Origin of the sequence: Sulfitobacter marinus (assembly GCF_900116285.1) — a bacterium.
In the GTDB taxonomy this organism is placed as follows: Bacteria; Pseudomonadota; Alphaproteobacteria; order Rhodobacterales; family Rhodobacteraceae; genus Sulfitobacter; species Sulfitobacter marinus.
Genome location: NZ_FPAJ01000003.1, coordinates 507,043 through 532,088, shown reverse-complemented (window position 1 = coordinate 532,088; position 25,046 = coordinate 507,043). Strand labels below are relative to the sequence as shown.

Sequence of the window (25,046 nt, the reverse complement as noted above, 5' to 3'; positions counted from 1 at the left end):
TATATATAGTGTCGCTTAGTGAACGGTCGCGTCATCCGGTTTTGGCCTATTGCTGGCCGCCACCCGATCACCAATGATCAGACCATCCGCACCCGAGGTGACGGGGATCAGATCACCATCCATCACATCCCCGGCCAGGATCATCTCAGCCAGCGGATCCTGGAGCGCACGTTGGATCACCCGCTTCAACGGCCGTGCACCGAACACAGGGTCATAGCCTTCATCCGCGAGCCATTGCCGCGCATCATCGTCCAGCTGCAGATCAATCTTGCGACCGGCAAGACGTTTGAGCAAACGGCTGATCTGGATATCAACGATCCCGTTCATGTCAGCGCGTGCCAAACGGTCAAAGATGATCGTTTCATCCAGACGGTTCAGGAACTCGGGCCGGAAATGCCCGCGCACCGCGTCCATGACATCCCGCTTGGCCTGCGCCATATCCCCGCCTTCGGGCAACTGGCTTAGCGCTTGGGCACCAAGGTTGCTGGTCAAAACGATCAGCGTTTGCTTGAAATCAACCTTGCGGCCCTGGCCATCGGTCAGCACACCATCGTCAAGAACCTGCAACAGCACGTTGAACACATCAGGGTGCGCCTTTTCGACCTCGTCAAACAGCACCACCTGATAGGGTCTGCGCCGCACGGCTTCGGTCAAAACGCCGCCTTCGTCATAGCCGACATAGCCGGGAGGGGCACCGATCAAGCGAGACACGGCGTGTTTCTCCATAAATTCGCTCATGTCGATCCGCACCATCGCGTTTTCGTCGTCGAACAGGAACTCGGCCACAGCTTTGGTCAGCTCGGTCTTACCCACGCCGGTCGGCCCAAGGAACAAGAAGCTGCCCAAAGGCCGCGCCTCGTCGTTCAGACCGGCCCGTGCACGGCGCACCGCATTCGCGACGGCTTTGACCGCTTGGTCCTGACCAATCACACGGTTGTGCAACTGCTCTTCCATGCGCAACAGCTTGTCACGTTCGCCTTCCAGCATCCGGCCCGCAGGAATACCTGTCCAGCGTTCAACCACGCTTGCGATCTGGTCGGGGCGCACGGCCTCTTCCACCATCACATCCGCTTCGCTCTCCTCGGCCTCGCCAAGTTGGCGTTCCAGATCGGGAATGACGCCGTAAGACAGCTCCCCGGCTTTGGCCAGATTGCCTTCGCGCTTGGCGATATCCAGCTCGGCCCGGGCACGGTCCAGCTTTTCCTTCAGCTCCCGCGCGCCTTCAAGACGGTCGCGTTCGCTTTGCCATTGCGCGGTCATCGCATCGGCTTTTTCCTGAAGATCGCTCAGCTCTTTTTCCAGCTTTTCCAGCCGGTCTTTGCTCGCGGCGTCATCTTCTTTCTTCAACGCCTCGGCTTCGATCTGCAGCTGCATGATCTGACGGTCCAGCGCGTCCAGTTCTTCGGGTTTGCTGTCGACCTGCATCCGCAAGCGGCTGGCCGCTTCGTCCATCAGGTCAATCGCCTTGTCCGGCAGGAAGCGGTCGGTGATATAGCGATGCGACAGTGTCGCCGCAGCGACCAAAGCACTGTCACTAATGCGTACACCGTGGTGCAGTTCGTACTTTTCCTTAATACCGCGCAAAATCGATACAGTGTCTTCGACCGTGGGTTCATTCACCATCACGGGCTGGAACCGCCGCGCAAGTGCTGCGTCTTTTTCAACGTATTTGCGGTATTCATCCAAGGTGGTGGCACCAACGCAGTGCAGTTCACCGCGCGCCAATGCGGGCTTGATCAAGTTGGCCGCATCCATCGCGCCATCCGCCTTACCTGCACCAACAAGGGTGTGCATTTCGTCGATGAACAAGATCACTTCGCCAGCGGCTTCGGTCACTTCGGTCAGAACGGCCTTCAGGCGCTCTTCGAATTCACCGCGGTATTTTGCGCCGGCGATCAAAGCCCCCATGTCCAGCGCCAACAAACGTTTGTTGCGCAGGCTTTCGGGTACGTCACCATCGACAATCCGCAAGGCCAAGCCTTCGGCGATTGCGGTTTTACCAACGCCGGGCTCACCGATCAGAACCGGGTTGTTCTTGGTACGACGGCTAAGCACCTGCATTGCACGACGAATTTCTTCGTCCCGGCCAATGATAGGGTCGATTTTACCGTCGCGGGCACGTTCTGTCAGATCGAGGCTGTACTTCTTCAGCGCGTCATAGCCTTCTTCGGCGCTGGCGGTATCCGCCGTCCGCCCCTTGCGCACATCATTAATAGCCGTGTTCAGCGCTTGCGCCGTCACCTTACCACTGTCCAATGCATCCTTTGCACCAGATTTCACCATGCACAGCGCCATCAAAACGCGCTCAACAGGTACAAAGCTATCACCGGCTTTCTTGGCCAGTTCTTCAGCCTCGGCCAGAACTTTGGCGGTGGTATTGTCCAGATATACTTGGGCCGCGTCGCCAGACACTTTGGGCATCTTGCCCATCGACAAGGTCAATGCTTCGACAACGGCGGATGCATCCCCGCCAGACGCAGTGATCAAATTGCTTGCCAGCCCTTGATCGTCATCCATCAACGCTTTGAGCAGATGCTCCGGCATGAGCCGTTGGTGGCTCTCTCTTGTTGCGATTGTCTGCGCTGCCTGAATAAAGCCACGCGATCTCTCCGTGAACTTGCTCAAGTCCATGGTTCTCTCCTTTTCAGTTAAGCGCCCTGTGATTTTGACGCCTGAATAGCAGCACGTCACTTTGTGGGCCTTGACCTAAATCAAATGTCGCAGGCCGCCGGTTTCAAGGGGCCTTTAACATAATACGTGGTTTTTCATAATGAATCCCAACGCGCAGCTTTCCGCCAGTGTGATTCAGGCAATTGGAACTCTTTGGGCCATAGAGTCGTTTTTATGCCAGACGACAACGGAACACCCCATCGTACAGATGACTGATGTTGGACTCAAAAAGGTACGAAACATGCAAACGCGACCAGTACAAATGACCGATGTAATCTATAACGCCGCCGAGCAATGCTTTGAGGCGCTGGTAACTGTTCACGACATCGACGGCTCTTGCAAATATGCCTGTTCGATCAATGCACCTATTACGACATCCTTCGCGGATGCCGCATCAGGCTTGCGCAAACAGGCCGAGCGGCGTCACGCGACCCGCAGCGGCATGTTCAGCGAATTGCAGTTTCAATCCACGCCGCCGCGTGGTGGAAGACAACGTTTCGACCCCAAAACTTGGCTTGCGCATATCGCCAGCCTGTCAGGCCTGCGCGCTGCCTGAAACATTTGACGGGCGGCGCAATATCTGCACCGCCAGAAGCTGCACCTGCCTTTTCCGGCTTGCATTATAATGGACATGGGCAGCCCGACACCGTAAAGCACAACCGTTTGCCCCTGCCCCAACAACCGGAGTGCCCCCATGTCAGATGACCGTCTAATCCTTGCCCTTGATGTTCCTCACGCCGTCGCCGGATTGGAACTGGCGCAAAAGCTGGGCAATAACGTCGGATTTTATAAAATCGGGCTGGGGATGTTGACCACCGGCGGGCTTGGCCTTGCCAATGAGCTGATCCAGGAACATGGCAAACGGGTCTTTCTTGATATGAAACTGTTCGATATCGGTGCCACTGTCGAGGCAGCCGTGCGCGGTTTGGCGCAGTTCGATCTGGATTTCCTGACCGTCCATGGCGACCCCAACGTTGTGCGCGCCGCAATGGAAGGTGCTGCCGGGTCACGCATGAAAATTCTGGCTGTAACAGTTCTGACATCACTGGACCGCGCTGATCTTGATGCGGCATTGATCCAGCAAGGTGACATTCCCGATCTGGTCGCCACCCGCGCTGGCCGCGCCTTTGAAGCGGGCGCAGACGGGGTCATAGCCTCGCCGCAAGAAGCGGCGCTGATCCGGGCGCTGCCTCAATCGCAGGGCAAGCTGATTGTAACCCCCGGCGTGCGCCCCCAAGGCGCGGCCTTGGGCGATCAAAAACGTGTCGCCACCCCGCATCAGGCGATCAAGGACGGCGCGGACCATATCGTAGTGGGCAGACCGATCTGGCAAGCCGACGATCCAAGCGCCGCAGCACGCGCTGTACTGGCCGAATTGCCTTAATCCGGCCACCTTTAATCGTTGACTGTGCTTAATGGGTAACAGACCCAGCTTTACTGTCGTAATACGGGAATTCTGCCTTTGTATCCCAAGAATGATATGGCAACCTTACTTTGGTGATACTCCCCGACGAACTGGTTCTTCCTGATGTTCGTCACCTCCCCCCGCTGGTTGCGGGGGGCTCTTTTCCTCCCCCTTAATTCCGCATCTTTCCGCTCTCGCTTCTGGCGCGTGTCGCCCGCTTTGTATTACGACAGAGTGGGTTAGGCGTGAACGCGCGTCCTGCGACATACCCAGCGACCCGACATAACGGCCCCGCGCGCGCCCAATCCGGTATATACTTAAGTATTAGTGCTCTCTGCCCCTGTGGCACCATGTTCAAACCGCGCGACCTGCGGTATCTTGTTCGCATCCCATGTAGGTCCATATACCCCCTATGCCCGCAGTTTGCCGCGATTGCCTGACCCAGATATCACCCGCGCGCCGGTGCCCGGCTTGCGGCAGCCCCCGTGTGACATCGCACCCAGAACTTTTCGACCTGTCCATCGCCCATATGGATTGCGATGCCTTCTATGCCTCCGTCGAAAAGAGAGACAATCCTGAGTTGAACGGGAAACCTGTTATAATTGGCGGTGGACGGCGCGGCGTGGTGTCAACCGCCTGTTATATCGCACGAATCAAGGGTGTCAGATCCGCCATGCCAATGTTTCAGGCGCTCAAGCTTTGCCCCGAGGCGGTGATCATCAAGCCTCGCATGGACGCATATGTAGACGCATCCCGCGCCATTCGCGCAATGATGGAGGAACTGACCCCCGCCATTGAGCCGCTTTCGCTGGATGAGGCGTTTCTGGATATGACCGGCACGACGAAACTGCACGGCGCACCGCCCGCAGTGATGCTGGCCAAACTGGTGCGGCGCATGAAGACTGAGCTGGGCCTGACCGGATCGATCGGGCTGTCCCACAACAAATTCCTGGCAAAAGTCGCGTCTGATCTGGACAAACCGCATGGCTTTTCAATCATCGGCCAAGACGAGACGGCGGCGTTTTTGCACGACAAGCCCGTAAGCATGATCTGGGGCGTGGGGGCTGCCACGCTGGCATCGTTGAACAAAGCGGGCATTCAAACATTTTCCGACCTGTTGCGGTGGGAACAGACCGACCTGACCGCGCGCTTTGGCAGCATGGGCGACCGCCTGTGGCATCTTGCACGCGGTCAAGACAAACGCCGCGTTTCATCCCATGAACCGATGAAGTCTATCAGTAATGAGACCACCTTTAGCGACGACACATCGGACCCCGAAGTGCTGGACGGCCATCTGTGGCGCATGGCGCAAAAAGTGGCGGATCGCGCCAAGGCCAAAAACATGGCCGGACGTGTTGTTGTTCTCAAGCTAAAACGAGCCGATTTTTCGCTGATCACGCGGCGCGTGTCGCTGTATGATCCGACACAATTGGCCGACCGGATTTACCGCACGGCGCGTGGTCTGTTCGATCAACTGAACGATCCCGGCCCCTATCGCCTGCTGGGCTGCGGGATTTCCGACCTTAGCGATGCAGATGGTGCGGACCTGTCTGGTGACCTATTGGACCCCGACGCCGGACGGCGCGGCAAAGCCGAGCGCGCGACAGACGCGATTCGCAACCGCTTCGGCGACAAGGCCATCGTTAAAGGCCGCGCGTTGCGCTGACTACTACTCTGCAGCCAATGGCGCGCGGTCTTGCCCGATCAACGCAATTTCGGCGACAACCTGTTGCAGCGCCCTGCGCACGTCTTCGAATTGGTCATTTGGCTGCACGCGGGCCTCGTCCATATATAGCGACCGATCCAGTTCGATCTGAACGGCATGCTGCCCGCGCAGGGGGCGCCCATATGCTTGGGTAATATAGGCCCCTGCAAAAGGTGTGTTGCGCGTTACAGTAAACCCGGCACCGACTAGCGCGGCCTCGATCCGGTCCACCACATCACCGCTAGCAGCCGCCCCGAAACGATCGCCCAACACGACATCAGGCCGCTTCATCCCCTGCCGGGCGACGCTGTCTACCGCCTCATGGGGCATGGAATGGCAATCAATCAGCACAGCCTGCCCATGGCGCTGATGGGCCTCGTTCAGCAACTGCTGCAAGATCGCGTGATAGGGCCGCCAGTGGTTTTCGATACGTTTTTCAGCCTCTTCCAGCGTAATTTTGCCGTGGTAAATCGCACGGCCATTCGCAACAACACGCGGAATCACCCCAAGGCCAGAGGCCACGCGCGGGTTATGCCCCTGGCGGCTGACCCCGTTGATCAACGCCGGATCCAGTTCACCGCTGGCGCGGTTCAGATCCACATAGGCGCGCGGTGCCCCCGCCATCAGAAACGGCGCACCATACTGAGGAACCACATCAAACAGCATGTCCACGAAAGCATCTTCGGACGAGCGGATTGTATGAGCGTCCAGCACAGTGGATTTCAGGAACGAAGCAGTGTAATTGCGCCCCGAATGCGGGGATGCAAACACCGTACAAGATAGGTTCTGCTTTGGGTAAATAATGTCGTATGAGGGGTGGGACATGAAGGCACCTTTCAAAAACCATAGTAGCGCATGTTTTTACAAAGCCAAAACCCCTTGATCATACCTGCGACTCTATTTATAGACCCCGCTACCGGCGCGGAAATTTCGCGCCCCGTTTTTGTTTGGGGTGCTGGTTTTCGTGTTACATAGGGGGTGATTAGCTCAGCGGTAGAGCACTTCGTTGACATCGAAGGGGTCACTGGTTCGATCCCAGTATCGCCCACCACCTGATTCATTGGCCTCGCAATCGCGAGGCTGCCCGCAACCCGGCGCTGGCCCGCGCCACGACACAGGAGAACGACCATGAAGGTTCGCAATTCGCTCCGCTCGCTCAAGAACCGGCACCGTGACTGCCGCGTTGTGCGTCGCAAAGGCCGCGTTTACGTAATCAACAAAACGCAGCGCCGGTTCAAAGCCCGTCAGGGTTAAGAACTGCTCGCAGAAAATTACAAAAGGCCGCTCCTTCGGGGGCGGCTTTTTTGTTTGGGGGCTCGGTGAATGCTAGCCGTGATGGGATAAGGCCTCAGTCGTGGCCAACTGCGCGCCCCTCCCAGCGGCGAAAAACGATTTCGCAAAGAATATAGAATACACGCCCGATTTCAGGCGGCAATAGGATCTGGCGGTGGCTATAGTGGTCACATGTTATTTGACCTCCCAGATCACGCTACACTTTACCAAGCGCTTGTAGCACGCGATGCCGACTATGACGGTCAGGCCTATGTTGGTGTGGCAACAACCGGCGTATTTTGCCGCCTTACCTGTCCGGCGCGAAAGCCGAAATCAGAGAACTGCACCTTCTATGCATCTGTTGGTGCCTGCATCGAAGCGGGGTTTCGTGCTTGCAAGCGGTGTCATCCTCTTGAGCCGATGGCATCTGCTGATCCGGCAATAGGCGCGTTACTTACAGCCCTTGAGGCCCGGCCAGAGTATCGGTGGTCAGAGGCCGACATCCTGCGCTTGGGCTTTGACCTGTCCACCATCCGGCGCAGTTTTAAACGACAGTTTGGGATGACCTTTCTTGAAATGGCGCGGCAACGACGGCTGCGCGGCGGGTTTGAAACGATCTCGGACGGGGGCAAGGTGATAGATGCGCAGATTGATGCACGCTTTGAATCTGCCAGTGCTTTTCGCGCGGCATTTGCCCAGCTTTTGGGGCGCGCGCCCGGTACTCTCGATGGCTCTGCTATGCTTTACGCCGATTGGATCGCGACACCTTTGGGGGACATGATTTCGGTCAGCGATGAATCGCAATTGCATTTGCTGGAGTTTGTCGATCGCAAAGCATTGAAAGCCGAGCTCAGCAAACTTGATAAACTGACAAAAGGACGTATCGGCATCGGAAAGACCGCAATTGGCACGTTGATCAAAGCTGAGCTAGCCGCGTTTTTTGACGGAACATCGTCTAAGTTTACCACACCACTTGCCTATCATGGCGCACCTTTCGCGCGGCGTGTCTGGGATGAGTTACGGCAAATCCCGCCGGGCGTCACGTTCAGCTATTCACAGATCGCCGCCCGCATCGGTCGACCAACGGCAACACGCGCCGTTGCCCGTGCAAACGGCGCAAACCAGATCGCGCTTGTCGTGCCTTGCCACCGCGTTATCGGGGCAGATGGTTCCTTAACTGGCTATGGCGGCGGGTTGTGGCGCAAGCAAAAGCTTCTCGAAATCGAGCGGCATTACAAACAACAAACCTATGAAAGCACGCTGTCATGAACCAGTCCGAAAAAGCCCGTCACTTCAAGTCGTTGCATGTGAAAGGTGCCCCCGTCGTTTTATACAATATCTGGGATGCTGGTGGGGCCAATGCCCTGTCCAAAGCGGGTGCGGCAGCAGTCGCAACCGGAAGCTGGTCCGTGGCGGCAGCGCAGGGTTATGACGACGGTGAGGCTATTCCATTGGCATTTATGATGCAGATCGTAGAGCGTATCGCCCAAGCAACCGACCTTCCCCTGACGGTAGATTTTGAGGGAGGCTATTCGTCTGATCCAAAGCAAGTTGCCGAGAACACGAGAAAAGTCATCAAAGCGGGTGCCATTGGCGTCAACTTTGAGGATCGGGTCGTGCAAGCTGATGGGCTGTATTCAATTTTGACGCAGGTCGCCCGGATTAAAGCAATGCGTCAGGCCGCTGCAAGCGAAGGCGTGCCGTTGTTCATCAACGCGCGGACCGATCTGTTCCTTGGTACAGATCAAGCCAGGCACCCCGAGCAAATTGCCGAAGCCATTGATCGCGCTGCAGCTTATGCAGAGGCAGGTGCAGATGGCTATTTCGTGCCGGGGCTGACCGATCTTGCACTGATCGAACAGGTGGTTGACCAGGTAAGTCTTCCTGTGAATGTCATGATGAGGGGCGATTTGGCTTCGCTCAAAGCAATTGCCAATGTCGGCGTTGCCCGCGCAAGCTATGGTCCGGGGCCATATTTTAGTGCGATGTCTGATTTGACCGAACGGTTCAACGCGCTGAAGTAGGCCAGCGCGCATTTCACAAAGGGTTTCGCCACCAAGGTCAAGCGGACGCCCCCCCTTGCGCTCCCCCCCACACACCCTAGGTTCTCATCAGACATAATGACAAAACCAAGAGGGATCTCCATGACTGATCTGCCCGACTATACCCCCCCCGCCGTCTGGGAATGGGAACAAGGCAACGGCGGTAAATTCGCCAATATCAACCGCCCCGTTGCTGGCCCAACCTCAGAGAAAGAGCTGCCCGTGGGCAAGCATCCGATCCAGCTATATTCGCTGGCCACACCCAACGGCGTCAAGGTCACTGTCCTGCTGGAAGAGCTGCTGGCCGCAGGTCACAAGGGCGCGGAATATGATGCATGGTTGATCAACATCGGCGAGGGCGACCAGTTCGGGTCGGGTTTTGTTGACGTGAACCCGAACTCCAAAATCCCCGCGATGATGGACCATTCCGGTGACAAACCGCAGCGCATTTTCGAATCCGCCTCCATGATGCTGCATCTGGCAGAAAAGTTTGACGCCTTCCTGCCCAAAGACCCAAGCCAGCGCACCGAATGCATGTCCTGGCTGTTCTGGCAAATGGGCAGCGCGCCCTATCTGGGCGGCGGTTTTGGTCATTTCTATGCTTATGCGCCGGTCAAAATCAAATATTGCATCGACCGCTTTGCGATGGAGACCAAGCGCCAGTTGGACGTTCTAGACCGCCACCTTGCTGATAACGACTATATGGCGGGCGAATATTCCATCGCCGATATGGCGATCTGGGCATGGTATGGTCAGCTTGTTTTGGGCCGTTTGTACGAGGCAGCCGAGTTCCTTGATGTGGCGTCTTATAAGAACGTGGTGAAATGGGCCGAAAAGATCGACGCGCGCCCCGCAGTTACGCGCGGCAGAATGGTCAACCGTCCCTTTGGCGACCCCGAGATGCAGCTGCACGAACGTCATGATGCCAGCGATTTCGACACCAAAACCCAAGACAAGATCGGGTCCGACACCTAAGCATCATGCGTTTTGCCGCTTGATTGGCGGCAAAACGCTCTCCTAGTCTTTTAGTCAAGAACTCCTTGATTGCCGGGGCCAAATCTGTTTCTTACTAAAGTTGTAAGTTTACTAAAACAGATGGATATACCAATGACCCTGACAAAATCCGCTCTAGCTGCCGTGCTTTTGGCCTCAGTCGCCATGCCCGCTTTTGCCGAGGGACAGCTAAACCTGTATTCCTCGCGCCATTACGACACGGATGAAAAGCTGTATTCCGACTTTACCGATCAGACCGGCATCACCATTAACCGCATCGAAGGCAAAGCCGACGAATTGCTGGCCCGTATGGAAGCCGAAGGCGCGAACTCCCCCGCCGACGTTATGATTACGGTTGATACAAGCCGTCTGGCCCGCGCCAAGAACATGGGTCTGCTGCAATCCGTCGATAGCGACATTCTTGAGGATCGCATTCCTGCCAACCTGCAAGACACCGACAACAACTGGTTCGGTTTTTCGCAACGCTCGCGGATCATCTTCTACGCTAAAGACTCTGTTGATAACCCGCCGATGAACTATCTCGACCTGGCCGATCCTGCGTACAAGGGCAAAGTCTGCATCCGGTCGTCCACAAACTCTTACAACCAAACGCTGCTGGCTGCGCTTGTCACCCACCACGGCGAAGAGAAAGCAACCGAATGGGCGCAGGGCGTTGTCGACAACATGGCACGCGCACCTCAGGGCGGTGATACCGACCAGCTGCGCGGCATTGTGTCGGGCGAATGTGAGATCGCTGTCTCCAACTCCTATTACTTTGCACGAGCCATCCGCAGAGACGTTTCCGGCGTCAGCGCAGACATCGCCAAAATCGGTTGGGTCTTTCCTGACCAAGACGGCACAGGCGCACATATGAACCTGTCCGGTGCTGGTGTTGCCGCCAACGCGCCAAACCGTGACAACGCGGTGAAGTTCCTTGAGTACCTGTCCTCCGACAGCGCGCAGTCCTATTTCTCGGCCGGGAATGACGAATTCCCAGCGGTTGAAGGTGTGGAACTGGCACCATCGGTCGCCAAACTGGGTGAATTCAAAGCAGATGATGTGAACCTGGCAGAAGTGGCAGAGAACATCCCAACTGCTCAGAAAATCTTTAACGCGGTTGGCTGGGAATAAATCCAAGCCCCACGCACATCAAACACAGAACCGCGCCAAAGCTACTTTGGCGCGGTTTTTTACTGTCTGACCTCAGTGCTGTGAAACCTATTCGGGTGTATCAGCGCTGCCGTCCCACCTGCCGGCAGATCAAGACCACCGGCAACAACCCCATCGCCACGATCACCAACGACGGCACCGCTGCGCCCTCTAGGCGTTCATCACTGGCCAGCCGATAGGCCTGCACCGCAAGCGTGTCATAGTTGAACGGCCGCATGATCAATGTCGCGGGCAGCTCCTTCATCACATCGACAAAGACGATCAACAACGCGGTCAACAGACTTGGCGTCAGGATCGGCAGATGCACCCGGCGCAAGGTACCAATCGGCGTCTCGCCCAACGACCTTGCCGCCGAATCCATATTCGCATGCACCATCGCCTGCCCGCCCTCATACGCGCCCAAAGCTGCCGCCAAAAAGCGCACCATATAGGCCGCGACCAGCAGCCAGATCGACCCGGTCACCAACAGCCCCGTCGAGATGCCAAATGTGCTGCGCATCCAGGCATCCAGCGTGTTGTCAAACGCGGCAAACGGTACCAGCAGCCCCACAGCGATCACCCCGCCCGGCACCGCATAGCCGAGGCGCGCCACATAGGCCGCCGCGTTGGAGAGACCTCCCGGGCGCAGCCGCTGGAAGAACCCCACGCAAACCGCCGCCGCCACGGTAACGACCGCTGCAACGCCCGCCAACGTGGCCGAGTTACGGATAAAGCCCAGATAGCGCGGGCTGAGCAAATCCTGCTCGGACCCTAGCCCCATGAAGACCAAAATGACGACCGGCAGCACAGCGCCGAGCAGCACAGGCACACCACAGGCAATGAATGCCACCGCCGCACGCCATCCGGTCAATTGCACCGGCGGCATCGCCACGGCGCGGCGCGAGGGATCGTGATACTTCGCTTTGCCGCGCTGAATGCGTTCAAGCATCGCCAGCAGCAGTGCAAAGCTAAGCAAGCAAAGCGCCAGCTGCGCAGCACCCGCCCTATCAAACAGGGAAAACCAGCTGGTATAAATGCCCGTCGCAAAGGTCTGGACGCCAAAATAGGCGACCGTGCCAAAATCTGCGATCGTCTCCATCACGGTCAGCAGCACACCGCCTGCAATGGCCGGACGCGCCAGTGGCAGGCTGACCTTGTAGAACGCGGCCCATGCACTGCTGCCCAAGGCACGTGCCGCCAGAAATGTCGTGGCCGACTGCTGCAAAAACGCAGCGCGGGCCAGAAGATATACGTAAGGATAAAGCACCAAGATCAGCATCAGGGCGGCACCGCCCAGCGATCTGATCTCGGGGAACCAATAGTCGCGCGGACCCCAGCCTGTCACATCGCGTAGTGTCGTTTGCACAATGCCCGGGTGGTCCAAGACATGGGTATAGGCATAGGCCAACACGTAGGCCGGAAAGGCCAAAGGCAGCACCAGCGCGATTTCAAGGATTTTGACCCCGGCAAAGCGGGTCATGGTGACGAGCCAAGCGGCCCCGACCCCCACCAAAAACGTACCCAAAGCAACAAAGACCACCAGAAGCAGCGTAGTCCCCGCATAGCCCAGCAGAACCGTGTCGATCAAATGGCGTATCGTGTCCGTGCCACCCACAAAGGCGGCCACCACCACAGCAAGCATCGGCAAGGCGCAGGCGGCTGCAATCAACACCGCAACCGTCGCAAGCCCCCGCAACCCGTCGCGCGGGGCTTTGACGGCATATTCAACAGGAGGTTTCTGGTGCATGGTCATAAATTCGGTTTCGACTATTCTAGTCGAGAATACCAGCGGGGTGGGCAAAATTATCGTCATGCATGGTGCGGCGTGGTGCCGCCTTCGGCGAGGATAATTAAGAGCCAGAGAAGCGGGGCGGTCTCTCAGTCGTAGCTGCGTTGGTCTTCGATCACGAGGCCGTCTTTGGGCAGGGTGTTGGGGGCCACGATGACGATCTTACCTTTGAGCTTGAGCACATTGACCACGGTTTGTGCATAGGCATCGGCATCACCGCCGTCGGATTCGATGTGGACGGTCATCACGTCTTGTTCACCGGCGCGGCTGGCCACGACGCGGGCTTTGGTGATCTCGGGGTGGTGGGCGACGAGGGCGGCGACCTGTTCGGGGCGCACGAACATGCCTTTGATCTTGGTCGTTTGATCGGCGCGGCCCATCCAGCCTTTGATACGCATATTGGTGCGGCCGCAGGGCGATGTGCCGGGCAGGATGGCGCTTAGGTCACCCGTGGCGAAACGGATCAACGGGTAGTCGGGGTTGAGCGTGGTCACGATCACTTCGCCGACTTCGCCAGCGGGCACGGGATTTCCGGTGCCGGGGGTGACGATTTCAACGATGACGTTCTCGTCGACGATCATCCCCTCCATCGCGGGGCTTTCATAGGCGATATTGCCCAGATCGGCGGTAGCGTAGCTTTGCAAGCAGGTGATGCCGCGGCCCGTGTAATAGTCGCGCAAGGACGGGAACAGCGCACCGCCGCCAACAGCAGCCTTGGTGATCCCAAGGGTCACGCCCATTTCATCGGCTTTTTCGAGGATGATCTTGAGGTAGTCTGGTGTGCCTGCATAGGCGGTGGTGCCCACATCGCACGCGGCGATCACCTGCAGTTCGGTCTGGCCGGTGCCAGCGGGCAGCACGGCGGCCCCTACGGCCTGCGCGCCGGATTCAAAGATCATGCCGGCGGGGGTCAGATGATAGCCAAAACAGTTGTGCACGATATCGCCTGCACCGATGCCAACCGCATGCAAAAACCGACCCATGCGCCACCAGTCAGGTGCATTGGACGACGGTTCGTAAATCGGGCCCGGCGATTGGAACACATGGGTAAAGCCATGGGCAGGTTTGGTGGTGAAGCCGCCAAAAGGGGCCGAAGCCGCCTGTGCCTTGCCAATCTCGGACTTGCGGAGCACGGGCAATGCGGCCAGCGCATCGGCGCTTGTGATGGTCGCAGGGTCGACGCCGTCTAATGATCTGGCATACCCGCTCAGCGCTTTGGCGCGGGCGATTTGGGCGGGCAAAGCCTGCGCCAGATCGGCGGCGCGCACCTCGGGGCTGCGGGTTTCGAGCTGATCAAAGTGGGACGTCTGTGCCATGTTGCTTACTCGCAATTCATATGAAGTTCAGGTTGGCGGCAAAGGTCGGATCAGCTGAGCCAGCGCTTGCGGCGGCGGTAGCTGCGCACGTCGCGGAACGATTTGCGGCCTTCGTCGGACATGCCCAGATAGAATTCCTTAACGTCCTGGTTTTCACGCAGATCGGCGGCGGGGCCGTCCATCACCACGCGGCCGGATTCAAGGATATATCCGTAATGCGCAAACCGCAGGGCCACGTTGGTATTCTGTTCGGCCAGCAAGAAGGTCACGCCTTCGTTCTCGTTCACCGATTTCACGATCTCGAAAATCTGCTCAACCAACTGCGGGGCAAGGCCCATCGACGGCTCGTCCAGCAGGATCGTTTCGGGGCGTGACATCAACGCGCGGCCAATCGCACACATCTGCTGTTCGCCGCCCGAGGTATAGCCCGCCTGCGATTTACGCCGCTCGCGCAAGCGTGGGAAATAATCATACACCATCTCAAGATCACGGGCGATTGCCGCCTTGCCGTCGCTGCGGGTATAGGCCCCGGTCAGCAGATTTTCTTCGATGGTGAGGTGTTCAAAACAATGCCGGCCTTCCATGACCTGCACGACGCCGCGCTTGACCATCTCGGCTGGGTCCGAGCTGTGCACCGGCTCGTTGCGGTACTTGATCGACCCTTTGGTCACCTCGCCGCGTTCCGAATGCAGCAGGTTCGACACAGCCTTGAGCGTCGTCGTCTTGCCCGCGCCATTGCCGCCCAGCAAGGCCGTGATGCCGCCCTTGGGGACCTTCAGGCTCACGCCCTTGAGCACCAGAATGACCGAGTTATAGATCACTTCGATATTGTTGACCTCAAGAAGGGTCTCGACCTGCGCGTCGGGCGTTGGGGTGGCGTCCAGCATGGGTGTCTCTTTCATAGATGGCGGTTGTCGGGGTGCGGCGACCGTGCCGCCGCACCCCAATTCAAACGGTTCGCTTAGCAGCCCGGTGTGATACCGGATTCAGCTGCGAATGCAGACGCGTCTTCTGCGATCAGCGGTGTCAGAACGTCTTGGTCGGACTGCTCGTAACCTGTGATCAAGCTCCAGCTGTCAGCAGCGGCATCCCACTGGGATACGGCAACCAGGCCGTTGCCGCCGTGGTTTTCACAAGAGACCGAGAACTCAGGACCAAAGCCTGGCAGACCAAGATCTGTCATTTTGGCTTCTGTGATCTCAAGCGCCTCCATGCCGTCACGCATCTGTGCAGGTGTAATTGCCTTGGTGTTGTGGATGCCTTGAGCTGTTTTCGCAGCTTCGGCAGCCAACATCGCGGCATAAAGACCACGGTTGTACAAGGCTGTACCGATTTGGTCGCCCGCACCCGCGGCTTTGCCCGTTCCAACGACGTATTTCTGGATGTCATCAAATACCGGGAAATCATCGCCGACATTGTGGAACGTCAACGCTTTGTAGCCGTTGGCCTTTTCGCCAGCAGGACGCACGTCGTTTTCCGAACCGGACCACCAGATGCCCATGAATTGATCCATCGGGTAACGGATGTTTGCCGCTTCCTGAATGGCAACCTGGTTCATAACGCCCCAGCCGTACATGATGACATTGTCAGGCTTTTCGCGGCGGATTTGCAGCCACTGCGATTTCTGCTCTTGGCCGGGGTGGTCAACAGGCAGCAAGGACAGTTCAAAACCGTGCTTTTTGCTCAGTTCTTCAAGCGTGCGGATTGGTTCTTTGCCGTAGGCAGAGTTGTGGTACACCAGCGCGATTTTTTTGCCTTCAAGGCTGCCACTGTTCACGTCCAGCAGGTGCTTGACCGCAACCGATGCACCATCCCAGTAGTTCGCAGGATAGTTAAAGATGTTCTTGAACACGGAGCCATCTTTGGCAGAGGTCCGGCCATAGCCCATCGAGTGTACAGGAATGCCGTCAGCCGTCGCTTTGGGGATCAGCTGATACGTGATGCCTGTGGACAGCGGTTGATAGACCAACGCGCCTTCGCCCTTGGTGCTTTCATAGCATTCCACACCTTTTTCAGTGTTATAACCGGTTTCGCATTCGATCATACGGATCGGCTCGCCACCGATACCGCCATCACGTTCATTCAGCAGCGTGAAATAATCCGCATAGCCATCCGCGAAGGGGATGCCGTTGGCAGCATAAGGACCGGTGCGATAGCTCAGCGATGGAAAGACAAGCTCTGCCATCGCGGGGCCAGCGGCAAGCGTAACGCCTAGCGCCAGTGTGGTCAGTTTCAGTTTCATGTTCATCGGTGTTTCCTCCCTGGATATGTCCGATCATGCCGGGTTAGCCCGGTCGTCTGCGTCGGCAAGGTTTCTCCTCCCTCGCCATGTGCCGCCCCCTAATGCGGGAAGGGCCACAATCTCAGTTTTTCCTTGGCCACGCGCCACAGTTGGGCAAGGCCGTGCGGTTCTGCGATCAGGAACACGATAATCAGGCCCCCAACGATCACAAGCTGCAAATGCGCCACGATATCCGTGGGCCAGCCCAGCCAATCCACGCCAACGATTTTCAGCACCACAGGCAACAGCACCAGAAACGCGGCCCCGGCAAAGCTGCCAAAGATTGATCCCAAACCGCCGATGATGATCATGAACAGCACAAGGAATGATTTCTGGATGCCGAACACTTCGCCAACCTCGACCGCGCCCAGATAGATTGCAAAGAACAACGCGCCTGAAATACCGATAAAGAACGACGATATCGCAAAGGCCGTCAGCTTGGCGCGCAGCGGGTTCACCCCGATGATCTCGGCCGCGATGTCCATATCGCGGATCGCCATCCATTTGCGGCCCACCGACCCGCGGGTCAGGTTCCGCGCCACATAGGCGCTGAAGATCACGAACATCAGGCAGAATAGATAGGTCGCCCAAGCTTGGGTATTCGCACCGGTGATGTTGATGCCAAAGAAAGTACGTTCAGGTGCGCTGATCTGACCCGACGCGGAATAGTTGTAAAACCACGGCACGCGGTTGAACAGCCACACAAGAAAGAACTGCGCCGCCAGTGTCGCCACCGCCAGATAGAACCCCTTGATCCGCAAGGATGGCAAACCGAACAGCACGCCAACCGCCGCGGTGACAAGGCCAGACAGCAACACATGCACCAACATGCTGACATCAGGAAAGCTGGTCATCAGCTTGTAGCAGGCATATGCCCCGACCGCCATAAAGCCACCGGTGCCCAGGCTCACCTGACCGCAATACCCCACCAGAATGTTCAACCCGATCGCCGCAATAGCATAGATCAAAAACGGCAGGAAAAGCGAATTAACCCAGTAGTCATTGATCAGAAACGGGATCACTGCAATCGCGATGAACATCACAAAGTAATAGCGATACCGGTCAAACTTGATCGGAAACGTCTGGCTGTCTTCTGCATAGGAAGAACTGAAATCCCCTGATTCACGATAAAGCATCAGACGCGCCCCTCATTCCAAATAGTTTTAAATCCCGGGGTCCGAACCATACACATTGGCACAACTCCGATCCGACGGCGAAATAGGCTATACGCGTTCAATGATCTTCTCCCCAAACAAACCTTGCGGGCGAAACACGAGGAAAATCAGCGCCAACATATAGGCAAACCAGTTCTCCGTCGCCCCGCCAAGGAACGGCGCACCGATCAGGAATTCGAACAGTTTCTCACCAACACCGATGATCAAACCGCCAACAATCGCTCCGGGAATCGAGGTGAATCCACCCAGCATCAACACAGGCAGCGCCTTGAGCGCGATCAGCGACAGCGAAAACTGCACGCCTGACTTGGTGCCCCACATGATACCGGCGACAAGCGCTACAAAACCCGCCAGCGACCACACGAGAATCCAGATAAAGTTCAGCGAAACACCGACCGACAACGCCGCCTGATGGTCATCCGCCACAGCCCGCATCGCGCGGCCCTGCTTGGTGTATTGCGCAAACATCACCAACCCGATGACCAGCAACGCCGCGATGATGCTCGCTACAATGTCCAGGTTGTCGATAAAGAACCCATAGCCAAACGCCTCGAACGTGGTTTCATCGATCCAGGCATTAATGCCTTGCGGCAATCCCACATCCATCGATTTGATGTCAGACCCCCACATCAGATCGCCGACACCTTCAAGGAAATAGGCCAAACCGATGGTCGCCATGAACAGGATGATAGGCTCTTGGCCGACCAGATGGCGGAACACCAACCGCTGCACCGCATAGGCCAGCGCAATCATCACCACCATGGTCAACAAGATCGCCAGAAACGCCGGAACGTGCCAGCCAAAGTGATGCACATCGGTGCCTAAAACAGCGTTGATCAAGTGGCTAAACGGGACTTGTCCATCAATGATACCCGCCAAGGTCAGCGCAGCAAAAAGCGCCATAACCCCTTGGGCATAATTGAAAATGCCCGATGCTTTATAAATCAGAACAAAGCCCAAAGCGACCAGCGCATACAGCACCCCCGCCATCAGACCGTTCGCAGTTACTTCTAGGGCAAATGCCAGTTGCTCAGGCATATCAGACCCTCCAATTCGCAAAATTTAGATCAAAATCAGTCGTCATGTGCGACCCCCAGATAGGCGTCGATAACGTCTTGGTTGTTGCGCACCTCATGCGGTGTGCCGTCACCGATCTTTTTGCCGTAATCCATCACGACCACGCGGTCGCTCAGGTCCATGACCACGCCCATGTCGTGTTCGATCAGTACAATCGTGGTGCCAAATTCGTCATTCACATCCAGAATAAAGCGGCTCATGTCCTCTTTTTCTTCGACATTCATGCCCGCCATCGGCTCATCCAGCAGCAAAATCGACGGCTCGGCCGCCAGCGCGCGGGCCAGCTCGACCCGTTTTTTCAAACCATAGGAAAGCCGCGAAACAGGCGTCTTGCGGATCGCCTGAATCTCAAGAAAATCAATGATTTTCTCAGCAACTTCGCGGTTTGCAGTCTCTTCACGCTCGGCCTTGCCCTTCCAAAGAGACTGCCAGAACAACCCCGTTTCCATGTGGGTCAAGCGGCCAGTCATGACGTTGTCCAGGACGCTCATCCCCTCGAACAGGGCGATGTTTTGGAATGTCCGCGCAATGCCCTGCTGGGCGACCTGAAACGGTTTCATCGCCGCACGGCGCGACCCCTTGTACCAAACTTCGCCATCCTGCGGGACATAGAACCCGCTGATCACGTTCAACATCGAGGATTTCCCCGCGCCGTTCGGCCCGATGATCGCGCGGATTTCGCCTTCGCGAATATCCAATGAAATATCCTTGATCGCCTCGACGCCGCCGAACCGCAGGGTGATGTTTTTCATCTCCATCACCACCGGGCCGATCTGGCGACCATCCGCTGTGACGTAGCCGTCAGCCTGATCCTTCATGCTACACCCTCTTTCCAAATGGTCTTAAAATCCACTGCGCAGCCATTGCGTCCAAACACGCCGCTCATGATGTTCATGCCGCAGCCTTCTTGCGATTGTCTGCAAATACCTTGGCATCACGCACCTCCAACGTAGCCGCAATCGACCCTTTGCGCCCGTCCTCATAGGTCACTTCCGTAACCGTGCTGACCGACGTCGATCCATCGTAAAGTGCCGTGATAATGTCGTCGTATTTCTCGCCAATCACCTTGCGGCGCACCTTGCGGGTGCGGGTCAGCTCTCCATCATCCGCGTCCAGCTCTTTATGCAGCACGACAAAGCGGTGCACCTGACACCCGGACAGCATCTCGTCCTCAGCGATCGAGGCGTTAACTTCTTCCACGTGGCCTTGGATCTGATCCATCACCAGCGGGTGCCGGGCCAGTTCCTGATAGGATGCATAGCCGATGTTATTGCGTTCGGCCCAGTTGCCCACCGCCGTCAGGTCGATGTTGATGAAAGCGGTGCATTCCGTCCGACCATTTCCAAAGACCACAGCCTCCAGAATATTCGGGAAGAACTTCAGCTTGTTTTCCACGTATTTCGGCGCGAACAGGCTGCCGTCGGCCATCTTGCCCACGTCCTTGGCCCTGTCGATGATGCGCAGATGGCCTGTGCTTTCCTCGATAAAGCCCGCGTCGCCAGTCGCAACCCAGCCTTCGGCATCCTTGGTATCTTTGGTGCTTTCGGGGTTCTTGTAATACTCGACGAACACGCCGGGGGAGCGGTAAAATACCTCACCATTGTCGGCGATCTTCAACTCTACACCCGGGCATGTCACGCCCACCGTATCACTACGCACTTCGCCATCGGGCTGCGCTGTGATGAACACGGTCGCTTCGGTCTGGCCGTATAGCTGTTTCAGGTTGATCCCCAGCGAGCGATAGAAATCGAAAATCTCGGGGCCAATCGCCTCACCCGCCGTATAGCCCACGCGCACGCGGCTTAAACCAAGCGTGTTTTTCAGCGGGCCGTAAATCATCAGCTCGCCCAGACCGTATTTCAGACGGTCCATCAGCCCCACGGGTTTGCCATCCAAGATGGCCGGACCAACCTTGCGTGCGACCTTCATAAAGCGGTCGAACAACCACTTCTTGAAACGGCTCGCGTCTTCCATGCGGATCATCACGCTGGTCAGTTGCGTTTCAAATACCCGTGGTGGGGCAAAGTAATATGTCGGCCCGATTTCGCGCAGATCGACATGCATGGTATCGGCAGATTCAGGGCAGTTTGTGCAAAACCCTGTCCACATCGCCTGTCCCACGGAAAAGATGAAATCACCAACCCATGCCATCGGCAGATAGGCTAGGATGTCATCGGTCTGGCGCAGATCATCAAATTCAGAGGACGACTTGGCCGTCTCGATGATATTGCGGTTGCTGAGCACAACGCCCTTGGGCTTGCCTGTTGTGCCGGATGTATACAGCATGACGCCGGTGCTGTCGTAATTCAGCTTGGCCTGACGCGCCTCAAGCTCTTTGACGTGCTTGTCTTTTGCTTTGCGACCCATATCTTGCACGGCGCTGTATTGGCTCAATGCGCTGTGGTCGTATTTGCGCAGGCCGCGCGGATCAAGATAGATGATGCGTTCGAATTGGGTCAGTTGGTCTTGAACCTCAAGCACCTTGTCGACCTGTTCTTGATCGCCAGCGATGACAAATCGTGCACCGCAATGGTCCAGCACATAGGCCATTTCTTCGGCGTTGGCGTCTTGGTACAGCGGCACCGGCACAGCCCCGACCATCTCGGCGGCCATCATCGCCCAATAAAGATAGGGGCGGTTGCGGCCGATGATGGCGATGAAATCACCTTCCTTGGCACCCAGCTCAAGCAAGCCAAGGGCAAGCGCTTCGACCTCGTCACGCGTTTGAGACCAGGTCCAGCTTTGCCAAATACCAAATTCCTTTTCGCGATACGCAGGCGCGTTCGCGAATTGCTCTGCATTGCGATGCAGCAGCGCCGGCACGGACTGTGGTCCGTCGGCGCTTACAAGCTTGTAAGCCAAATATCTTCCTCCCAAGTCCTGCTCTTTATCGGCAGGTCGATCGCTGGTGCGATTCTGATGTCGCACCATGATGTTGATGATAGTTTGTGCGTCAACTTATTCTTAATGATTTCCCAAACCTTACGAATTGTTACAAGGCTGATTTTACCTGCGCGGGCTTTGCGCAGCCCCAAGGATGGTGATAGCCATTGACCGACGAAAGGGGGATCAGATGCAGTTCAACGACACGCAAACAAGCGCGATGACCGCTGCCGGGCTGAACCTGATCGCCCAAGCGTTAACCATTTACGACGCGGATTTACGGCTGGTCCTGTGCAATGCGCCGTTCCAGCAAATGTTCAATCTGCCGTCCGCCTTTGTGACACCCGGCGCGACGTTTCAAGAAACAATCACCCATCTGGCAAAGGCCGGTGAATATGGTGATGTGCCCGACGTCGACGCGTTTGTGGCGGAACGCGTTGTTCAGGCCCGCGCGTTTGAGCCGCATTATATGGAACGCACCCGCGCCAATGGCCGCACCATTTCCGTCGAAGGATCACCCCTGCCCCAAGGCGGTTGGGTCACCGTCTATACCGATATTTCACGCACCAAGCAGCAAGAAGCGTTGCTGCGCGCCCGCTCGGACGCGCTGTCTGGTCAGGTCATCGCCCATGCCGAAGAACTGGCCGCTACCAACCGCGAACTGGCCGCGATGAACAGCGCGTTGGAAGAGGCCAAGCGCCAGTTGACCCTGTCAGAGGCGCGCACCCGCCTGACCACCGAAATGATGCCCGCGCATATCGCGCATGTGGATGCCCAAGGCCGCTATACCTATTCAAACCGCCGCTTGTCTGCGGTGATGCCGGGGCGGCCCACCGAACTAGTCGGACACACAATTCGCGAGATTCTGGGCCCCCAAGCCCACGATAGCATCACCCCGTCTTTGACCCAGGCCTATGCGGGCAAGCAATCAATTGTCGAGTTCACGGACGAGGCAAGCGCCCGCCGTATCCGCGGGGCCTTTACCCCCGATCACAACGGCGGCGTCTATATTCTGTCGATGGATGTAACCGAAGAAACGCAAAACCGGACCGCCCTGCAACAGACACGGCGGCGCGAATCCGCAGCGCAGGTTATTTCCGGCCTCGCGCATGATTTCTCGAACCTGCTGACCATTATTCTGGGGCTGCAATCCCGGCTGGGCCGTATCGATGCCTTGCCCGCCGCCGCCGGCCCCCTGATCGAAGGCACCTTGGCAGCCGCCCGGCGTGGCGGCACATTGCTTAGCACGATTGCAGATATGACCGGTGCCCGCCCGCTGCGCCCTACCGCCACAATGATCGATTGCATGCTATCCGACCTTAGCCTGTTGGCCAAACCCACCCTGCCCAAAGCCGTCGAATTGCGCATCAATAATCGCATGCCCGATCACCCTGTGTTGCTGGACAGCGGGTTGCTCCAAGACGGATTGCTGAACCTGATCCTGAACGCCCGCGACGCCTGTGGCATGGCCGGTGTGATTACGCTTGAGGTCCGGCTGGTGCATGACACGTGGATCGAATTCATCCTACAGGACGACGGCCCGGGGTTTTCACCCTCTGCACTGGAACATGGCTTTGCGCCCTTTTTCACCACCAAAGGGGCCGAAGGGTCGGGCCTTGGGCTGCCTATGGTCTATGACATGACCAAATCAGCCGGCGGAGATTTGCGGCTCTCGAACACCCCCACGGGGGCGCAGGTTACCATGCGGCTCCCCTACCGCATTGCGGTGCCTGCGACGACAGGTTTGGTGCTACTTGTCGAAGACGCCGACGATCTGCGCGCCTTGGTCCGTGACATGCTGATGGGCATGGGCCACTCCGTGATCGAGGCCTCCAGCGCGGACGAGGCAACTGCCCTGCTCGCTGATCTGTCCGATATATCGCTGGTGCTGTCCGACATCCAATTGGTGGGCGAGGCAACCGGCCTTGACCTCGCCCAACGGCTCGGCCCTGATGCACCACCCATGGTATTGATGACATCGCTTCCCGCAGATGACCCGTTGTTTCTAAAGGCGCAAACCCTTGCCCCCGTCTTGCGCAAACCGTTTGATGTTAAAGATTTGACCGCGCTGATCACGCCCGAAGGAATGGCCGCCCAATGACCCGCCCCCTTGTCACCATTCTGGACGATGAACCAGAAATCCGCAGCCTCCTGGCCGACGTGCTGGAAGAGGCAGGTTTCGACACCCTCAGCTTTGGCCGCGCCCGCGCGTTCGAGGCCGCATTGGCGACCCATACGCCCGATGTCTGCCTTGTCGATTTGTCCTTACCCGATACCGATGGGCTAACGCTGGTGCACCGCTTGGCGTTAGAACGCGGCGCAATTGTCATCATTATCTCGGGCCGCGCGCAGGTGCAGGACCGCGTGACGGGGCTCGAACTCGGGGCCGACGACTATATCATCAAACCCTTCGATCCGGCCGAGGTTGTCGCGCGCATCCGTGCCCGCATGCGCAGCGTCAAACCCGCAACAAAGACAGGCAATGTCGCGACGTTCAACGGCTGGACCGCCCATTTCGAACGCTACACACTGGAAGACGAGGCCGGCACCGAAACCACATTCTCTCACGCCGAAGGTGAAGTGTTACGCCTGTTTCTAGACGCACCCAAGCGCCTGATCAGCCGCGCGCAAATGCAATCCAGCCTCGGCGGCGTGGCGTCAGAAAGCTTTGATCGCGCCATGGATGTCCGCATTTCCCGCCTACGCACCAAGCTGCGCGAAGATCCCAAAAACCCGCAACTGATCAAAACAATTTACGGCGCCGGGTACATCTTTTTAGGTGACGTGACATGGATCTGACCCCCTATCAAATGGGCCCTGATGATCCGGCCTTGGCCGATCTTCTGACCCTCATGCGCGACTGTTTTGCTTATATGGAAGGGCGGATCGACCCGCCCAGTTCTCTTGGAAAAGTCACCCAAACCGCCTTGCAAAAGACCGCATCCGAGGCCGAGATTTGGTGCATCGGCACCCCGCCCATTGCCTGTATGATCCTGACACCCAAACGCAGCAGCCTGTATCTGGGCAAGGTGTGCGTCGCACCGACCCACCAACGCCTTGGCCTCGCGCGCCATTTGATCGATCACGCAAATACCCGCGCCCGCGCAATGCGGCTTACCACGCTAAAGCTTGAGACACGCGTCGAACTGACGAACAATCACGCGACCTTCAAGGCGCTAGGGTTCCGCGAACACGCCCGTACTGCACATCCCGGATATGATCACCCAACCAGCATCACCATGCGTAAACCCGTGGTCTAAAGGCCCACAACATTACAATTTCCCATTGC

General features: G+C 57.4%; 21 protein-coding genes and 1 tRNA gene. 12 read left to right on the top strand and 10 right to left on the bottom strand.

All coding sequences use genetic code 11. The annotated features are described in order from the left end of the window. Nucleotides 1-15: 15 nt before the first annotated feature. Nucleotides 16-2,631: an ATP-dependent chaperone ClpB gene (gene clpB, locus BM347_RS11430; RefSeq protein WP_093916582.1), complete on the bottom strand. Its 2,616-nt coding sequence runs from the start codon at nucleotides 2,629-2,631 to the stop codon at nucleotides 16-18. A gap of 301 nt (nucleotides 2,632-2,932) precedes the next feature. On the opposite strand from clpB, the gene BM347_RS11425 reads away from it, so the two are divergent. From BM347_RS11425 to BM347_RS11415, 3 genes are all read left to right on the top strand, one after another. Next, nucleotides 2,933-3,226: an orotidine 5-phosphate decarboxylase gene (locus tag BM347_RS11425; RefSeq protein WP_245764251.1), complete on the top strand. Its 294-nt coding sequence runs from the start codon at nucleotides 2,933-2,935 to the stop codon at nucleotides 3,224-3,226. Nucleotides 3,227-3,364: 138 nt separating this feature from the next. Continuing rightward, nucleotides 3,365-4,054: an orotidine-5'-phosphate decarboxylase gene (pyrF, locus tag BM347_RS11420; RefSeq protein WP_093916581.1), complete on the top strand. Its 690-nt coding sequence runs from the start codon at nucleotides 3,365-3,367 to the stop codon at nucleotides 4,052-4,054. Nucleotides 4,055-4,487: 433 nt separating this feature from the next. Then, nucleotides 4,488-5,741 (top strand): DNA polymerase IV, encoded by a 1,254-nt coding sequence (locus tag BM347_RS11415; protein WP_093916580.1) that lies wholly within the window; start codon nucleotides 4,488-4,490, stop codon nucleotides 5,739-5,741. A gap of 3 nt (nucleotides 5,742-5,744) precedes the next feature. On the opposite strand, the gene BM347_RS11410 is transcribed toward BM347_RS11415, so the two are convergent. Then, a complete protein-coding gene (locus BM347_RS11410; protein WP_093916579.1) occupies nucleotides 5,745-6,605 on the bottom strand; it encodes an N-formylglutamate amidohydrolase in 861 nt (286 codons plus the stop codon). 151 nt (nucleotides 6,606-6,756) lie between these two features. Between BM347_RS11410 and BM347_RS11405 the strand changes: the two genes are divergently transcribed. From BM347_RS11405 to BM347_RS11380, 6 genes are all read left to right on the top strand, one after another. Next, nucleotides 6,757-6,831 (top strand) — tRNA-Val (locus BM347_RS11405). Between the two features lie 77 nt (nucleotides 6,832-6,908). Beyond that, nucleotides 6,909-7,034, top strand: a complete 126-nt coding sequence (ykgO, locus tag BM347_RS11400) for a type B 50S ribosomal protein L36 (RefSeq protein WP_005850168.1) — start codon at nucleotides 6,909-6,911, stop codon at nucleotides 7,032-7,034. A gap of 210 nt (nucleotides 7,035-7,244) precedes the next feature. Next, the gene (locus BM347_RS11395; RefSeq protein ID WP_093916578.1) at nucleotides 7,245-8,321 is read left to right on the top strand and encodes a bifunctional transcriptional activator/DNA repair enzyme AdaA; all 1,077 of its coding nucleotides are present in this window, start codon (nucleotides 7,245-7,247) and stop codon (nucleotides 8,319-8,321) included. Next, nucleotides 8,318-9,076 (top strand): isocitrate lyase/PEP mutase family protein, encoded by a 759-nt coding sequence (locus BM347_RS11390; protein WP_093916577.1) that lies wholly within the window; start codon nucleotides 8,318-8,320, stop codon nucleotides 9,074-9,076. The genes BM347_RS11395 and BM347_RS11390 overlap by 4 nt, the downstream gene beginning before the upstream one ends. Nucleotides 9,077-9,196: 120 nt before the next feature. Next, nucleotides 9,197-10,069 carry a glutathione-dependent disulfide-bond oxidoreductase gene (gene yghU / locus BM347_RS11385; protein WP_093916576.1) on the top strand — a complete coding sequence of 291 codons (873 nt, stop codon included), beginning with the start codon at nucleotides 9,197-9,199 and terminating at the stop codon, nucleotides 10,067-10,069. A gap of 132 nt (nucleotides 10,070-10,201) precedes the next feature. Then, nucleotides 10,202-11,218, top strand: coding sequence for a Fe(3+) ABC transporter substrate-binding protein (locus BM347_RS11380; protein ID WP_093916575.1), 1,017 nt, complete (start codon nucleotides 10,202-10,204; stop codon nucleotides 11,216-11,218). Nucleotides 11,219-11,318: 100 nt separating this feature from the next. On the opposite strand, the gene BM347_RS11375 is transcribed toward BM347_RS11380, so the two are convergent. From BM347_RS11375 to BM347_RS11340, 8 genes are all read right to left on the bottom strand, one after another. Next, nucleotides 11,319-12,983: an ABC transporter permease gene (locus BM347_RS11375; protein ID WP_245764250.1), complete on the bottom strand. Its 1,665-nt coding sequence runs from the start codon at nucleotides 12,981-12,983 to the stop codon at nucleotides 11,319-11,321. A 131-nt stretch (nucleotides 12,984-13,114) separates the two neighbouring features. Continuing rightward, nucleotides 13,115-14,341, bottom strand: a complete 1,227-nt coding sequence (locus tag BM347_RS11370; protein WP_093916573.1) for a phenylacetate--CoA ligase family protein — start codon at nucleotides 14,339-14,341, stop codon at nucleotides 13,115-13,117. A gap of 50 nt (nucleotides 14,342-14,391) precedes the next feature. Continuing rightward, nucleotides 14,392-15,228 (bottom strand): ABC transporter ATP-binding protein, encoded by an 837-nt coding sequence (locus tag BM347_RS11365; protein WP_093916572.1) that lies wholly within the window; start codon nucleotides 15,226-15,228, stop codon nucleotides 14,392-14,394. Between the two features lie 74 nt (nucleotides 15,229-15,302). Further along, nucleotides 15,303-16,583 (bottom strand): ABC transporter substrate-binding protein, encoded by a 1,281-nt coding sequence (locus BM347_RS11360; protein WP_093916637.1) that lies wholly within the window; start codon nucleotides 16,581-16,583, stop codon nucleotides 15,303-15,305. Nucleotides 16,584-16,681: 98 nt separating this feature from the next. Continuing rightward, nucleotides 16,682-17,758: a branched-chain amino acid ABC transporter permease gene (locus BM347_RS11355; protein WP_093916571.1), complete on the bottom strand. Its 1,077-nt coding sequence runs from the start codon at nucleotides 17,756-17,758 to the stop codon at nucleotides 16,682-16,684. An 87-nt stretch (nucleotides 17,759-17,845) separates the two neighbouring features. Continuing rightward, complete coding sequence (locus BM347_RS11350) at nucleotides 17,846-18,835, bottom strand: branched-chain amino acid ABC transporter permease (RefSeq protein WP_093916570.1); 990 nt, start codon at nucleotides 18,833-18,835, stop codon at nucleotides 17,846-17,848. 35 nt (nucleotides 18,836-18,870) lie between these two features. Further along, nucleotides 18,871-19,692: an ABC transporter ATP-binding protein gene (locus BM347_RS11345; protein WP_093916569.1), complete on the bottom strand. Its 822-nt coding sequence runs from the start codon at nucleotides 19,690-19,692 to the stop codon at nucleotides 18,871-18,873. Nucleotides 19,693-19,765: 73 nt separating this feature from the next. Further along, nucleotides 19,766-21,736, bottom strand: coding sequence for an AMP-binding protein (locus BM347_RS11340; protein ID WP_093916636.1), 1,971 nt, complete (start codon nucleotides 21,734-21,736; stop codon nucleotides 19,766-19,768). 211 nt (nucleotides 21,737-21,947) lie between these two features. Between BM347_RS11340 and BM347_RS11335 the strand changes: the two genes are divergently transcribed. The 3 genes from BM347_RS11335 to BM347_RS11325 are packed head-to-tail and all read left to right on the top strand — an operon-like array spanning nucleotide 21,948 to nucleotide 25,017. Then, nucleotides 21,948-23,858, top strand: coding sequence for a hybrid sensor histidine kinase/response regulator (locus tag BM347_RS11335; protein ID WP_093916635.1), 1,911 nt, complete (start codon nucleotides 21,948-21,950; stop codon nucleotides 23,856-23,858). Next, nucleotides 23,855-24,556 carry a response regulator transcription factor gene (locus BM347_RS11330; protein WP_093916568.1) on the top strand — a complete coding sequence of 234 codons (702 nt, stop codon included), beginning with the start codon at nucleotides 23,855-23,857 and terminating at the stop codon, nucleotides 24,554-24,556. The genes BM347_RS11335 and BM347_RS11330 overlap by 4 nt, the downstream gene beginning before the upstream one ends. Continuing rightward, nucleotides 24,547-25,017: a GNAT family N-acetyltransferase gene (locus tag BM347_RS11325; protein ID WP_245764249.1), complete on the top strand. Its 471-nt coding sequence runs from the start codon at nucleotides 24,547-24,549 to the stop codon at nucleotides 25,015-25,017. Before BM347_RS11330 ends, BM347_RS11325 begins: the two co-directional genes overlap by 10 nt. Nucleotides 25,018-25,046: the final 29 nt, after the last annotated feature.

Excerpts from the sequence above, each read along its gene's own strand:
- BM347_RS11425 (WP_245764251.1), top strand. The coding sequence starts at position 2,933 with ATGACCGATGTAATCTATAACGCCGCCGAGCAATGCTTTGAGGCGCTG.
- BM347_RS11410 (WP_093916579.1), bottom strand. The coding sequence starts at position 6,605 with ATGTCCCACCCCTCATACGACATTATTTACCCAAAGCAGAACCTATCT.
- BM347_RS11365 (WP_093916572.1), bottom strand. The coding sequence starts at position 15,228 with ATGCTGGACGCCACCCCAACGCCCGACGCGCAGGTCGAGACCCTTCTT.
- BM347_RS11350 (WP_093916570.1), bottom strand. The coding sequence starts at position 18,835 with ATGCCTGAGCAACTGGCATTTGCCCTAGAAGTAACTGCGAACGGTCTG.
- BM347_RS11325 (WP_245764249.1), top strand. The coding sequence starts at position 24,547 with ATGGATCTGACCCCCTATCAAATGGGCCCTGATGATCCGGCCTTGGCC.
- BM347_RS11335 (WP_093916635.1), top strand. The coding sequence starts at position 21,948 with ATGCAGTTCAACGACACGCAAACAAGCGCGATGACCGCTGCCGGGCTG.
- BM347_RS11360 (WP_093916637.1), bottom strand. The coding sequence starts at position 16,583 with ATGAAACTGAAACTGACCACACTGGCGCTAGGCGTTACGCTTGCCGCT.
- BM347_RS11355 (WP_093916571.1), bottom strand. The coding sequence starts at position 17,758 with ATGCTTTATCGTGAATCAGGGGATTTCAGTTCTTCCTATGCAGAAGAC.
- pyrF (WP_093916581.1), top strand. The coding sequence starts at position 3,365 with ATGTCAGATGACCGTCTAATCCTTGCCCTTGATGTTCCTCACGCCGTC.
- BM347_RS11395 (WP_093916578.1), top strand. The coding sequence starts at position 7,245 with ATGTTATTTGACCTCCCAGATCACGCTACACTTTACCAAGCGCTTGTA.
- BM347_RS11370 (WP_093916573.1), bottom strand. The coding sequence starts at position 14,341 with ATGGCACAGACGTCCCACTTTGATCAGCTCGAAACCCGCAGCCCCGAG.
- BM347_RS11345 (WP_093916569.1), bottom strand. The coding sequence starts at position 19,692 with ATGAAGGATCAGGCTGACGGCTACGTCACAGCGGATGGTCGCCAGATC.
- BM347_RS11390 (WP_093916577.1), top strand. The coding sequence starts at position 8,318 with ATGAACCAGTCCGAAAAAGCCCGTCACTTCAAGTCGTTGCATGTGAAA.
- ykgO (WP_005850168.1), top strand. The coding sequence starts at position 6,909 with ATGAAGGTTCGCAATTCGCTCCGCTCGCTCAAGAACCGGCACCGTGAC.
- BM347_RS11415 (WP_093916580.1), top strand. The coding sequence starts at position 4,488 with ATGCCCGCAGTTTGCCGCGATTGCCTGACCCAGATATCACCCGCGCGC.
- clpB (WP_093916582.1), bottom strand. The coding sequence starts at position 2,631 with ATGGACTTGAGCAAGTTCACGGAGAGATCGCGTGGCTTTATTCAGGCA.
- yghU (WP_093916576.1), top strand. The coding sequence starts at position 9,197 with ATGACTGATCTGCCCGACTATACCCCCCCCGCCGTCTGGGAATGGGAA.
- BM347_RS11330 (WP_093916568.1), top strand. The coding sequence starts at position 23,855 with ATGACCCGCCCCCTTGTCACCATTCTGGACGATGAACCAGAAATCCGC.
- BM347_RS11375 (WP_245764250.1), bottom strand. The coding sequence starts at position 12,983 with ATGCACCAGAAACCTCCTGTTGAATATGCCGTCAAAGCCCCGCGCGAC.
- BM347_RS11380 (WP_093916575.1), top strand. The coding sequence starts at position 10,202 with ATGACCCTGACAAAATCCGCTCTAGCTGCCGTGCTTTTGGCCTCAGTC.